Origin of the sequence: Streptomyces coryli (assembly GCF_011044975.1) — a bacterium.
Taxonomy (GTDB): Bacteria; Actinomycetota; Actinomycetes; order Streptomycetales; family Streptomycetaceae; genus Streptomyces; species Streptomyces coryli.
In genome coordinates this window covers 1-11,961 of sequence record NZ_JAAKZV010000095.1, presented here as the reverse complement: position 1 = coordinate 11,961, position 11,961 = coordinate 1, and the positions used below count along the sequence as shown (strand labels likewise).

The following is an 11,961-nucleotide window of genomic DNA, read 5'->3' as shown; positions in this document are numbered from 1 at the left end:
GCAGCACGCGTGAATACCAGGTGGTAGGGCTACTGCCGCGGCACGCTCGTGCGTAGCGTCGGGACCATGCGCAAGTACGTGATCGTCAGCACCCCCCATCCCTCCCTCGAATCCCTCGAGCTCGACGGCGGCCTCGCCGAGCTGCGGCTGGACTGCGCCCGCATGACGCCGCACTGGCCGCACGAGGCGCGGGAGTCGGCGCCGACGCCGGTGCCGGCGGCGCGGATCACCGTCCCCGAGAAGTCGGCGGCGCTGCTGAACGGGATGTCGGAGTACGGGGACTAGCGCCCCCGGGGCCTGACTTCAGGCCATCCGGAACCGGCCGGCCCGCTCCCCCGTCCCATCGGCAGATCCATCCACCGAAGCCTTGGGGAGCAGGACGTGAGTGATCAGCCGGATATCGCGGGGCCGGACGCCGAGGGCGCCGGCGGGCGCACGAAGGCGCGTTTCTCACCCTTTGCCGCGGCCGCGGTGGCGGCTGCCGTGCTCCTGACCGGCGGCGGCGTCGCGTATGTGGCGGGGACGGCGGGGTCCTCCGGGTCCTCCGCAGGCGACGGCGCGGCCAAGGACGGCGATCCGCCGCCGCTGGAGCTCGACGGTTACGGCGAGGGCGCCGGGTCCGTGAGCGGCGCCGCGGCCATCAAGGCCGCCGGCCAGCTGCCGGACGGGCCGGACGAGGCGGCGGTCCGTACCGCCGGGGGCTCCGTGTCGCGGGAGTCCGTGGCCCGGCTGGCGAAGGCGCTCGGCGTGGCGGGGAAGCCGCGCCAAGAGGGCGGGAGCTGGCTGGTGGGGACCGCCCGGGATGGCCAGGGGCCGCTGCTGCGGGTGGGGGTCGAGGGGCCGGGGCTGTGGTCGTACGAGCGCTATCGCGCGGGTGGCGATGTGCCGTGTGATCTGCCGCGGCCGGTGAAGCCGGGGGCGGACAGCCCCGACAGCTCTGGCGATACCCCCAGGGCGCACGCCATCTGCCTGGACGCCGGGACCAAGTCCGGGGGCGGCAGCTCCGGTTCGGGGAGCGGCGCCTCTTCCGGTACGGCCGTAGGCGGCGCCTCCACCGACATCGCCCCCGCTGACCCCGGCGGCGACCCGGTCTCGCCGAAGGCGGCGCGCAAGGCGCTCACGCCCGTGCTGGCGGCCGCCGGGCAGCAGGACGCGAAGGTGGACAAGACGGCCATCGCCTACGGATCGATGCGCAAGCTGAACGCCCAGCCCCAGGTCGCGGGCCTGCCCACGTACGGCTGGGAGACGTCCGTGATGGTGGGTCCTGACGGCAAGCCGACCAGCGCGTACGGGCGGCTGTCGCCGCTGGACAAGGGCCACACGTATCCCGTCGTCTCGGCCGCGAAGACGCTGGAAGAACTGAACAAGGTGCGCGGCGCCGTCGCCAAGGGCACCCCGGAGGAGAAGCTCCGCTCGGCCCCGGCGTGCGCGTCGGCGGAGCCGGACGCCGAGGGCAAGCGGTCGGGCCGGGCGCAGGTCTGTCCGCAGCCGCCGACGGAGCTCGAGGCGCCGAAGGCGCGCTCCGCGGTCTTCGGCCTGTCGGCGCAGTCGGTGGCGGGTGAGCAGGTGCTGGTGCCGTCGTGGATCTACACGATGGACGCGCAGAAGCCGGCGGCGCGGGAGCCGGCCTCGCGGCTCGCCTTCCCGGCGGTGGACCCGGAGTTCATCGAGTACCGGAAGGCGCAGCCGCCCTCCGCGGCGGAGCCGCCGGCGACTCCGGAGCCGAGCCGTCCGGTGCCGGAGCCGAGCCGTCCGGAGCCCGCGCCGAAGCCGACGCAGGAGCCCGGGACGCCCGGGAAGGCCCGTACGACGATGAACATCGAGTCGTACGCGATCTCCGGCCGCACCCTCACCGTCCGCTTCTGGGGCGGGGTGTGCAGCGACTACTCGGCGACGGCGGACGAGAGCGGCGGCGCGGTGACCGTGCGCGTGACCGGGGTGGAGAAGAAGCCCGGCCAGATCTGTGTGAAGGTGGCGAAGCTCTTCGAGGAGAAGGTGACGCTCGACGAGTCGCTCGGCGACCGGAAGGTCGTGGACGCGGCCGACCGGAAGGCGGTGGCCCGGAAGTAGGGACCCGGGTCACACAACACGAAGGCGGCGGACCAGTGGGGGGTCCGCCGCCTTCGGCAGCTTCGTCGGGCTTTCGCAGCCCGCGCGGCTCAGTTGAAGGAGTCGCCGCAGGCGCAGGAGCCGGTGGCGTTGGGGTTGTCGATCGTGAAGCCCTGCTTCTCGATGGTGTCGACGAAGTCGATCGAGGCGCCGCCGAGGTACGGGGCGCTCATCCGGTCGGTGACGACCTTGACGCCGCCGAAGTCCTTCACGACGTCGCCGTCGAGCGAACGCTCGTCGAAGAACAGCTGGTAGCGCAGGCCGGAGCAGCCTCCGGGCTGGACCGCGACGCGCAGCGCCAGGTCCTCGCGGCCTTCCTGCTCGAGCAGGCTCTTGACCTTCGAGGCGGCGGCGTCCGACAGGATGATGCCGTCGGTCGTGGTGGTCTCGTCCTGAACGCTCATTCGCATGTCTCCCGGGTTTACGGACTGCTTGCCGCTGGCTTCAACGGGCGCGGTTCCTATTTCATTCCGGGCTGGGCCCGCTTATTCCTCCATGCTCGCACAATGCCGCCCGGGGGCGGGCCAGGGGGAGAACGGGTTTCACGTCACACTGACGCTTTCGGCATCGTCAATCTGACGTGAAGCGGCTATGATAGATAACGTCAAATTGACGAGAACAGAAAGGGTGCGTGCTGTGACCACCGCCCATGACCTCGATGTCACCCCGACGCCGCTCGCCCTCCTGCTCCTCGGCCGCGAGGCCGACCCGAAGAGCGAGCGCGGTGTCGACTGCCCCGGCGACCTTCCCGCGCCGTCCGACCCGGACCTCGTGGCGCGTGCCCGCGCGGCGAAGGAGAAGCTCGGGGACAAGGTCTTCGTGCTCGGCCACCACTACCAGCGCGACGAGGTCATCCAGTTCGCCGACGTGACCGGCGACTCGTTCAAGCTGGCCCAGCAGGCCGCGGCCCGGCCGGAGGCCGAGTACATCGTCTTCTGCGGCGTGCACTTCATGGCCGAGTCCGCCGACATCCTCACCACCGATGACCAGCGCGTCGTGCTCCCCGACCTCGCCGCCGGCTGCTCCATGGCCGACATGGCCACGGCCGAGCAGGTCGCCGAGTGCTGGGACGTGCTGACGGAGGCCGGGATAGCCGACGCCGTCGTGCCCGTCTCGTACATGAACTCCTCCGCCGACATCAAGGCCTTCACCGGCAAGCACGGCGGCACCATCTGCACCTCGTCCAACGCCAAGCGGGCCCTCGAGTGGGCCTTCGAGCAGGGCGAGAAGGTGCTCTTCCTCCCCGACCAGCACCTCGGCCGCAACACCGCCGTCCGCGACATGGGGATGTCGCTGGACGACTGCGTGCTCTACAACCCGCACAAGCCCAACGGCGGGCTGACCGCCGAGCAGCTGCGGGACGCGAAGATGATCCTGTGGCGCGGGCACTGCTCCGTGCACGGCCGCTTCAGCCTCGACTCGGTCAACGACGTGCGCGAGCGCATCCCGGGCGTCAACGTCCTGGTCCACCCCGAGTGCAAGCACGAGGTCGTCGAGAGCGCCGACTACGTCGGGTCGACGGAGTACATCATCAAGGCCCTCGACGCCGCCCCAGCCGGCTCCAAGTGGGCCATCGGCACCGAGCTGAACCTCGTCCGGCGGCTGGCCAAGCAGCACCCGGACAAGGAGGTCGTCTTCCTCGACAAGACGGTCTGCTTCTGCTCGACCATGAACCGCATCGACCTCCCCCACCTGGTCTGGGCCCTCGAATCCCTCGCCGACGGCAAGCTGATCAACCAGATCAGCGTCGACCGCGAGACCGAGGACTTCGCCAAGCTCGCCCTGGAGCGGATGCTGGCTCTCCCGTAGCCGCCGCGCCAGGATGGGTATGTGATCGTGCGCCCCATCCGGGATACGAAGGACGACGCCGAGGCCGTACGCACCGTGGCGGCCTCGGCACTCGACGGCCCCTGGCCGCCGGAGAGATCCATCCGGCACACCGCCCGCACCCGCCACCTGGCTCGTACGGACCCGGGTGGCTGCTGGCTGGCGCATGCGGATGACGGGCGCCCGCTGGCCACCGTGCTGTCCTCGCGGCGGGAGGGGACGTGGGGCCTGTCGCTGCTGGCCGTGGCGCCGGAGGCGCAGGGTAAGGGCGCGGGGCGGGCGTTACTCGCGCGGGCGCTCGCGTATGGCAAGGGGTGCTTGCGCGGCATCATTTGCGCCTCGGCCGATCCGCGGGCGGCGCGGGCGTACCGGGCGGCGGGGTTTGCGCTGCATCCGGCCATGCGGCTGTCCGGCGATGTGGACGTCGCCGGTCTGGACGCGCCGGACGGGGCGGTGATCGAGGGCGGCCCGAAGCAGCGCGACATGATGGACTCGGTCGACCGGCTCCGCCGTGGTGGGGCCCATGGACCCGATCACGACGAGCTGTTGCGGCACTTCGCGTGTCTGGTCTGCGATGACCTGGCGGGGAGCGGTTACGTCTACGTGGGCGAGGACGGCACGATCGAACTCCTGGCCGCCACCTCCCGCCGCATCGCCACCCGGCTGCTGACGGCGGCGATGCTGTCCCTGGGGCCGGGCGCCCACGCCCATGTCGGTGGGCTGACGGCCGAGCAGCAGTGGGCGGTGGACGTCGGCCTGGCGGCCCGCCTCGACCTGGCGGCGGACGGGTTCGTCGCCTTGCGCGGGATGCGGCCGCCGGAGCCTTACGTGCCGTCGCGGGCGTATCTGTAGCAAGGCTTGGATCGGCTACGAACCGGGCCGCACCAGCCCGCTCTCGTACGCGATCACGACCAACTGCGCCCGGTCGCGCGCATGGAGCTTCGCCATCGCCCGGTTCACGTGGGTCTTCACCGTCAGCGGGCTGACGTCCAGGCGTTCCGCGATCTCGTCGTTCGACAGGCCGCCGGCCACGAGGGCCAGGACCTCGCGCTCCCGGCTCGTCAGTGCGGCCAGCTGCTCCGTATCGCCGCCGGTCACGGGCGAACCGGGCTCTCCCTGCGCCAGGAAGCGGCCGATCAGGCCCTTCGTCGCCGCCGGTGACAGCAGCGCCTCGCCGCCCGCCGCCACCCGGATCGCGTTCAGCAGTTCGCCCGGCTCGGCGCCCTTCCCCAGAAACCCGGAGGCCCCCGCCCGCAGCGACTGCACTACGTACTCGTCCGCCTCGAAGGTCGTCAGGATGACCACCCGAACGTGGTCAAGCGCCGGATCCTTCGTGATCAGTTCGGTGGCCGCGATGCCGTCCGTCCCCGGCATTCGGATGTCCATCAGGACGACATCCGCCCGTTCGTCCCGTACGAGCCGGACCGCCTCCACGCCGTCCGAGGCCTCGCCCACGACCTCCATGTCAGGCTCGGACTCCACCAGCACCCGGAACGCGCTCCGCAGCAGCGCGTGGTCGTCCGCCAGCACCACCCGGATCACCGCGCGTCTCCCGCCATTTCGGCGCCTTCCAGCGGCAGCGTCACCCGTACCTGGAATCCCGGCCGGCCGTCCTCCCGCACCCCTGCCACGCAGCTTCCGCCGAGCGCGGCCGCCCGCTCGCGCATGCCCATCAGGCCGTGTCCGCCCGCGAGTTCGCCGCCCGCGGCGCCGCGGCCGTCGTCGAGCACCGTCAGCTCGAGCTCACCGGCCCGGCGTTCCACCCGCACCACGGCCCGCGCGCCCGCGCCCGCGTGCTTCTGCACGTTGGTCAGGGCCTCCTGCAGGACGCGGTACGCCGTGAGGTCCAGCGCCGTCGGCAGCCCGGCGCCGACCTCCGCCGCCCGTGCCTCCTGGTCCGCGTCACCGGCGGCCAGCAGCCGGCCGGGGGTCAGCACCTCGACCGAGACCGGCAGTCCGGCCCGTACGAAACCGTCCACCAGCTGATCCAGGACGCCCAGGCCCGGGGCGGGCTCCTTCGGGGCCGCGGGGTCGCCGGACTGGCGGAGCAGGCCCACCGTCGCCCGCAGTTCCTCCAGCGCGGCCCGGCTGGCCTCGCGGACGTGGGCCAGGGCCTCCTTGGCCTGGTCGGGGCGGGCGTCCATGACGTGCGAGGCGACGCCGGCCTGGACGTTCACCAGGGCGATGTGGTGCGCGACCACGTCGTGCAGCTCGCGCGCGATGCGCATCCGCTCCTCCGCGACGCGGCGCAGGGCCTCCGACTCGCGGGTGCGCTCGGCCCGTTCGGCGCGGTCGCGGATGGCGTCGACGACGGCGCGGCGGCTGCGGACCGCGTCGCCGATGGCGGCGGCCATGCCGGTCCAGGCGAAGACGCCGAGGTTCTCGTCCGCGTACCAGGGGCGGTCGCCGAAGAGCATCATGGCGCCGGTGAGGACGCCGACCGTGACCAGCGCGACCCGCCAGGTGGTGTGGCGGTCGGTGCGGGACGCGACCGTGTAGAGCGCCACGGCGGCGCTGAGCGCGATCGGGACCCGGGGGTCGCCGCCCGCGGCGATGATGTGCGCCAGGGTGAGTGCCGCCGTAATGGCCAGGACCGCGGCAGGGGCGACGCGGCGGGCGACGAGGGCGGCGCTGGCGGCCACGGCCAGGGCGATCTCGGTGATGCCGAGGTCGGCGGGGGGCAGCGCGTTCGGGCCGTTGGAGGGGTGCAGGGCGCCGACGATGATCAGGGCGAGCACGACGGCCGCGAGCAGGGCGTCGAGCGCCAGCGGGCAGGCACTGAACCAGCGGCGGATCGCGGTGAGGGAGTGCGGCACGTCAGTCAACCGTAGGGGGCGCAGGGGCGCGCGGGGGGTACTCCGGCCTCTTCAGGCGCGAGCGCCCCGCCCCGCCGTAGCGGGCCGGGGCGCTCGTTTGCTGGAGTGTGCTCCGCTTCAGCCCGGGATGAGCCCCTCGCCTTCGCCCTGGAGGAGAGCGCGGACCTCGTCGAGGGTCGCGTCCTCCGCCGGGAGGATCAGCTCCGACGGCTCCAGGGAGTCGTCGGGGAGCGGGGTGCCGAGACGGCGGACGGCCTCGAGGAGTTCGGCCAGCGTGCGCCGGAAGCCGGGGCTGTCGCCCGTCTCCATCTCCTTGAGCAGCTCGTCGTCCAGCTTGTTCAGCTCGGTGAAGTGGCTGTCCGCCAGCTTCACCTGCCCCTCCCCCATGATCCGTACGATCATGTCGTCCCTCCGTGTGCGAGTGGCGCCCGGCGAGGGGGCCTTACTGCTTGTCGAAATTCGGGCCGTCGGCCTGCGTCTGCTGCTGGTCGGACGGCTGGGCCGCGCCGTTCCCGCCCGACTCGATCTGGCCCTGCTGGGCGCTGCTGCCGCCGGCCAGCTCGGCCTTCATGCGCTGCAGCTCCAGCTCCACGTCGGCGCCGCCGGAGAGCCGGTCGAGCTCCGCCGTGAGGTCGTCCTTGGTGGTGCCGGTCGGGTCGTCCAGGGCGCCCGAGGCGAGCAGCTCGTCGATCGCGCCGGAGCGCGCCTGGAGCTGCGCGGTCTTGTCCTCGGCGCGCTGGATCGCCATGCCGACGTCGCCCATCTCCTCGGAGATGCCGGAGAAGGCCTCGCCGATCCGGGTCTGCGCCTGCGCGGCCGTGTACGTGGCCTTGATGGTCTCCTTCTTCGTACGGAAGGCGTCCACCTTGGCCTGCAGCCGCTGCGCCGCGAGGGTGAGCTTCTCCTCCTCGGCCTGCAGCGTCTGATGCTGCGTCTCCAGGTCGGTGACCTGCTGCTGCAGCGCCGCCTTGCGGGACAGCGCCTCGCGGGCCAGGTCCTCACGGCCGAGGGCGAGGGCCTTCTTGCCCTGGTCCTCCAGCTTGGCGCCATTGCTCTGCAGCTGGCCGAGCTGCAGCTCCAGGCGCTTGCGGGACGTCGCCACATCGGCGACCCCGCGACGCACCTTCTGCAGCAGCTCGAGCTGCTTCTGGTACGAGTAGTCGAGGGTCTCGCGCGGGTCCTCGGCCCGGTCCAGGGCCTTGTTGGCCTTCGCGCGGAAGATCATCCCCATCCGCTTCATGACTCCACCGCTCATGGGCCTCGCGCGCCCCCTTCATACGGACTGACTTCGGGCTCCAGCAACAAAACTCTTAAGACCCCACAGTACGGGGCCCTCTTCCATTACCGCACTGCCTGAGCGCCGATGCGCTCCTCCTGCAGGACGAACCCGCGCCCGCTTGCTCCCGCCCAGGGTGTAGGCGGGTGTGGGGCGCCCCTAGGGAGACGCCCGGTACGCGGCCTTTCCTACCGTGTTACACGCCGGCCGTTGCCGGATCGTTCCCGCTGGGGTGAGGGGTGACACCTGTGCACCCCGTATCCTTGGTTTCTGTGTTCGGAAGCCGCTCCTCCAAGGATGACAAGCCCGCCGCCCCGGTGACCGCGGACAGCTCGCAGCCCCGCGACCCGCAGGCGCCCAAGGGCCGCCCCACGCCCAAGCGCAGCCAGGCGCAGTCGCAGCGCCGCATGGTCACCGCGCCCACGACGCGCAAGGAGGCGGCGAAGCGTACGCGCGAAGCACGCCGCGCCGACATGGCCAAGCGCCAGGAGGCGCTCGCCGGTGGCGACGAGCGTTATCTGCCCGCGCGGGACAAGGGCCCGGTGCGCCGCTTCGCCCGCGACTATGTGGACGCGCGGTGGTCCATGGCGGAGTTCTTCCTGCCCGCCGCGATCCTGATCCTCGTGCTGAGCTTCCTCGGCGGACAGGCGCAGGCGCTGTCGCTGATGCTGTGGATGGCCGTGATCGTGCTGATCGTGATCGACTCGTTCATCCTGGCCTTCCGCTTCAAGAAGCAGCTCAAGGAGCGCTACCCGGACGAGTCGCACCGCGGCGCGACGGCGTACGCCCTGATGCGGACGCTGCAGATGCGCCGGATGCGCCTGCCGAAGCCGCAGGTCAGGCGGGGCGAGCGGCCGTAGGGCCACACCTTCGACAGCCGTCGGCGGGGCTTGAGCTGCGCTCAAGCCCCGCCGACGGCTTTGCTTACTCCGCCTCCGGCGTCATCGCATCGTGCAGGCTCATCGGGCCGTAGATCTTGGTGGCGTCCTCGAAGAGCGTCACCTGATCAACGCCGCCGTCGAGGAGGTCCTTCCAGACCTCGCCGATCCAGGACTCCGCGTCGCCCTGTGTCGTGAATTCCTCGGGCTGCACCGCGGGATCGGTCTCGCTGCCGTCCTTCTTTTCGAAGCGCCAAGTCCACGCCGCCATGTCCGCCTCCTGAAGTCGCACCATCGCTGCAGGCAGACTACGTGGTGTGGAAATCACTCTGCTGGGAACCGGCGCACCCGCCGGCCTTCCCGAACCCGGCTGCCCCTGCGCCGCCTGCGCCGCCGCGACCGGCCCCGAGGCCCGTGCCGCCACCGCCGTCCTCGTCGACGGGGTGCTGCTCCTCGACCTCACGCCCGGTGCCGCCTTCGCCGCCGCCCGCGCCGGGCACACCCTCGGCGGGGTGCTGCAGGTGCTGCTCTCGCATCCGCACGACGGCCCCGCCGTGGAGCTGCCGCCCGGCCTGCCGCCGGCCAGCCGGGTGCCGGACGGGCAGGACGCCACGCTGATCAGCGGGCACCGCTTCCGGGCCGTGGCGCTGGACTCCCCCGGTACGGGCTACGCCATCACCGGGCCGCAGGGCGAGCGGCTGCTGTATCTGCCGCCGGGCGCGGCGCCCGCCGGGCTGGCGGAGGCCACCGAGGACACCGACCCGTACGACGTCGTCCTCCTCGACGTGCTCGGCCGGCCCGACGCCCTCGCCCGGCTGCGCGAGCGGCGCGCCGTGGGGCCCGCGACGGATGTGATCGGAGTGCACATCGGGCATGACGTGCCGCCGGGCCGGGAGTTGCACCGGCGGCTCGCGGCGGCCGGGGCGCGGGCCGTACCGGACGGGGACTGCCACACCGTCGGGGAGGCCGATGCCGCGCCGATGGTGCCGCGGCGGACGCTGGTGCTCGGCGGGGCCAGGTCGGGGAAGTCGGTGGAGGCGGAGCGGCGGCTCGCGGCCTTCGCCGGGGTGGAGTACGCGGCGACGTCGGGAAAGCGGGACGGGGACGCCGAGTGGGCGGCGCGGGTGGCCGCGCACCGGGAGCGACGGCCCGGCGGGTGGCGTACGACCGAGACCACCGACCTGGTGCCGCTGCTGGCCGCGGACGGGCCGCCGCTGCTGATCGACTGCCTGGCGCTGTGGCTGACGGCGGTCATGGACGAGGCGGACGCGTGGGAGAAGGGCGAGGTCGACGCGGTACGGGAGCGGGTGGACGAGCTGGCGGCGGCGGTGCGGGAGACGGGCAGGACGATGGTCGCGGTCAGCAATGAGGTCGGCTCCGGGATTGTCCCGGACACTCCGTCGGGGCGGCTGTTCCGCGACGAGCTCGGCCGGCTGAACGCGGCGGTCGCCGCCGAGTGCGAGCAGGTGCTGCTGGTGGTCGCCGGTCAGGTGCTGCAGCTGCGGAGCTGATACGGGCCCGGGGCCGCGCCCCGGCAGCCCCCTCGGGTGGTCGCGTCGGCTAATGTGCGCCGAATGAGCGGCCTGAATCTCGACGACTTCACCTCACTCATCGAGCGCCCGGACTCCGGCGCCCGCCGCGACGCGCAGGACTGGCGGGCGGGCCGCGAGCCGCGCCCGGACAGCCTGGGGCGGCTCGACGACCTCGGCGAGTGGCTGGCCTCGGCGCAGGGCTCGGTGCCCGCGAAGCCGATCGCGCAGCCGAAGGTGGTGCTCTTCGCCGGCGACCACGGCATCGCCGCGGCCGGCGTCTCGGCGCGCCCCGCGGGCGACGCGCTGCGGCTGGCGAAGGCGGCGCTGGCGGGCGAGAGCGCGACGGCGGTGCTGGCGCGGCGCTTCGGCGCGGGGCTGCGGGTGGTCGACATGGGGCTCGACTGCGAGGCGTCCGAGCTGCCGGAGGACGTCACCAAGCACAAGGTGCGGCGCGGCTGCGGCCGTATCGACGACGAGGACGCCCTGACGGCGGAGGAGGCCGAGGCGGCCTTCCTGGCCGGGATGGCGGTCGCGGATGAAGAGGCCGACTCCGGTACGGACTTGGTGGTGCTCGGCGACATCAGCGTCGGCGGTACGACCCCGGCGGGCGTGATCGTGGCGGCGCTGTGCGGTACCGATGCCTCGGTGGTGACCGGGCGCGGCGGCAGCGGCATCGACGACCTCGCGTGGATGCGCAAGTGCGCGGCGATCCGCGATGCGCTGCGGCGGGCGCGGAAGGTGCTCGGCGACCAGCTGGAGCTGCTGGGCGCGGTCGGCGGCGCGGACCTGACGGCGATGACGGGCTTCCTGCTGCAGTGCGCGGTGCGCCGTACCCCGGTGATCCTGGACGGCGCGGTCGCCTCGGCGGCGGCGCTGGTCGGGCAGCGGGTGGCATTCCGCGCGCCGGACTGGTGGCTGGCGGGCTCGGTGTCCGGCGAGCCGTCCCAGGAGAAGGCTCTCGACCGGATCGCCCTGGACGCGGTCCTCGACCAGGGGGTCACGGCGGGCGAGGGGGTCGGCGCGATGCTGACGCTGCCGCTGGTGCAGGCGGCGGCGGAGCTGTGGGCGGAGCTGCCGGCGGCGCCGGAGGGTGCGGCGGGCGCTGATGAGGGCGCTGAGGCCGTGGGCTCGGTGGATGACATTACGTAGTGGCTCGGTGATGGCTTCTTTTGATGAGGGTGCGGAGGCGGGTGTGGGCCCGGGTGGCGGCGCGGGTGCGGGCGGGAGCGCGGGCGCGCGAGGAGACCGGTCGGACGCGGGTAGCGGGGGCGCGCCAGGAGACGCGGCCGGCGCGGGTGGCGGGGGCGTGACCAGTGACGGCTCGAAGGCGGGTGGCGCGGAGTCGGCTTCGGACGGGCAGGCGCGAATAGGCGACGGACTGCGGTTCGCCTTCGGGACGCTGACTGCTGTGCCGGTGCGGGTTGATCGGTGGGACCGGGGGGCTGCGCGGGACGGGATGTTGTGTGCGCCTGTGGTCGGGCTGGTGCTGGGGTTGTGTGCGGCTGGGGTCGGCGGGGTGCTGC

General features: G+C 72.9%; 13 protein-coding genes and 1 pseudogene. 8 read left to right on the top strand and 6 right to left on the bottom strand.

Going from position 1 to position 11,961, the window contains the following annotated elements:
- Positions 1-66 precede the first annotated feature (66 nt).
- Positions 67-285: a hypothetical protein gene (locus G5C51_RS21250; protein ID WP_165239730.1), complete on the top strand. Its 219-nt coding sequence runs from the start codon at positions 67-69 to the stop codon at positions 283-285.
- Positions 286-381: 96 nt separating this feature from the next.
- Positions 382-2,070 (top strand): hypothetical protein, encoded by a 1,689-nt coding sequence (locus tag G5C51_RS21245; RefSeq protein WP_165239729.1) that lies wholly within the window; start codon positions 382-384, stop codon positions 2,068-2,070.
- 89 nt (positions 2,071-2,159) lie between these two features.
- Here the strand turns inward: G5C51_RS21245 and G5C51_RS21240 are convergent, their stop codons facing one another.
- A complete protein-coding gene (locus G5C51_RS21240) occupies positions 2,160-2,513 on the bottom strand; it encodes a HesB/IscA family protein (protein WP_165239728.1) in 354 nt (117 codons plus the stop codon).
- A 223-nt stretch (positions 2,514-2,736) separates the two neighbouring features.
- Here G5C51_RS21240 and nadA point away from each other — a divergent pair, with 223 nt between their 5' ends.
- Both nadA and G5C51_RS21230 read left to right on the top strand, forming a co-directional pair.
- Positions 2,737-3,918: a quinolinate synthase NadA gene (gene nadA, locus G5C51_RS21235; protein ID WP_165239727.1), complete on the top strand. Its 1,182-nt coding sequence runs from the start codon at positions 2,737-2,739 to the stop codon at positions 3,916-3,918.
- 21 nt (positions 3,919-3,939) lie between these two features.
- Positions 3,940-4,788 carry a GNAT family N-acetyltransferase gene (locus tag G5C51_RS21230; RefSeq protein ID WP_165239726.1) on the top strand — a complete coding sequence of 283 codons (849 nt, stop codon included), beginning with the start codon at positions 3,940-3,942 and terminating at the stop codon, positions 4,786-4,788.
- Positions 4,789-4,803: 15 nt separating this feature from the next.
- Here G5C51_RS21230 and G5C51_RS21225 read toward each other — a convergent pair whose 3' ends face one another.
- The 4 genes from G5C51_RS21225 to G5C51_RS21210 form a co-directional block, all read right to left on the bottom strand.
- Positions 4,804-5,478, bottom strand: coding sequence for a response regulator (locus G5C51_RS21225; RefSeq protein ID WP_165239725.1), 675 nt, complete (start codon positions 5,476-5,478; stop codon positions 4,804-4,806).
- Positions 5,475-6,752 (bottom strand): sensor histidine kinase, encoded by a 1,278-nt coding sequence (locus tag G5C51_RS21220; protein ID WP_338118243.1) that lies wholly within the window; start codon positions 6,750-6,752, stop codon positions 5,475-5,477. Before G5C51_RS21220 ends, G5C51_RS21225 begins: the two co-directional genes overlap by 4 nt.
- Before the next feature lie 117 nt (positions 6,753-6,869).
- Complete coding sequence (pspAA, locus tag G5C51_RS21215) at positions 6,870-7,154, bottom strand: PspA-associated protein PspAA (protein ID WP_165239723.1); 285 nt, start codon at positions 7,152-7,154, stop codon at positions 6,870-6,872.
- 40 nt (positions 7,155-7,194) lie between these two features.
- Positions 7,195-7,992, bottom strand: coding sequence for a PspA/IM30 family protein (locus tag G5C51_RS21210; protein ID WP_165239743.1), 798 nt, complete (start codon positions 7,990-7,992; stop codon positions 7,195-7,197).
- A 308-nt stretch (positions 7,993-8,300) separates the two neighbouring features.
- On the opposite strand from G5C51_RS21210, the gene G5C51_RS21205 reads away from it, so the two are divergent.
- Positions 8,301-8,888 carry a DUF3043 domain-containing protein gene (locus G5C51_RS21205; protein ID WP_420824838.1) on the top strand — a complete coding sequence of 196 codons (588 nt, stop codon included), beginning with the start codon at positions 8,301-8,303 and terminating at the stop codon, positions 8,886-8,888.
- Between the two features lie 64 nt (positions 8,889-8,952).
- Here the strand turns inward: G5C51_RS21205 and G5C51_RS21200 are convergent, their stop codons facing one another.
- A complete protein-coding gene (locus G5C51_RS21200) occupies positions 8,953-9,177 on the bottom strand; it encodes a hypothetical protein (protein ID WP_165239721.1) in 225 nt (74 codons plus the stop codon).
- Positions 9,178-9,223: 46 nt separating this feature from the next.
- Between G5C51_RS21200 and G5C51_RS21195 the strand changes: the two genes are divergently transcribed.
- From G5C51_RS21195 to G5C51_RS21185, 3 genes and pseudogenes are all read left to right on the top strand, one after another.
- Complete coding sequence (locus G5C51_RS21195; protein ID WP_165239720.1) at positions 9,224-10,417, top strand: bifunctional adenosylcobinamide kinase/adenosylcobinamide-phosphate guanylyltransferase; 1,194 nt, start codon at positions 9,224-9,226, stop codon at positions 10,415-10,417.
- A gap of 63 nt (positions 10,418-10,480) precedes the next feature.
- The gene (locus G5C51_RS21190) at positions 10,481-11,587 is read left to right on the top strand and encodes a nicotinate-nucleotide--dimethylbenzimidazole phosphoribosyltransferase (RefSeq protein WP_165239719.1); all 1,107 of its coding nucleotides are present in this window, start codon (positions 10,481-10,483) and stop codon (positions 11,585-11,587) included.
- Between the two features lie 217 nt (positions 11,588-11,804).
- A pseudogene (locus G5C51_RS21185) lies at positions 11,805-11,961 on the top strand (adenosylcobinamide-GDP ribazoletransferase); the annotation flags it as partial.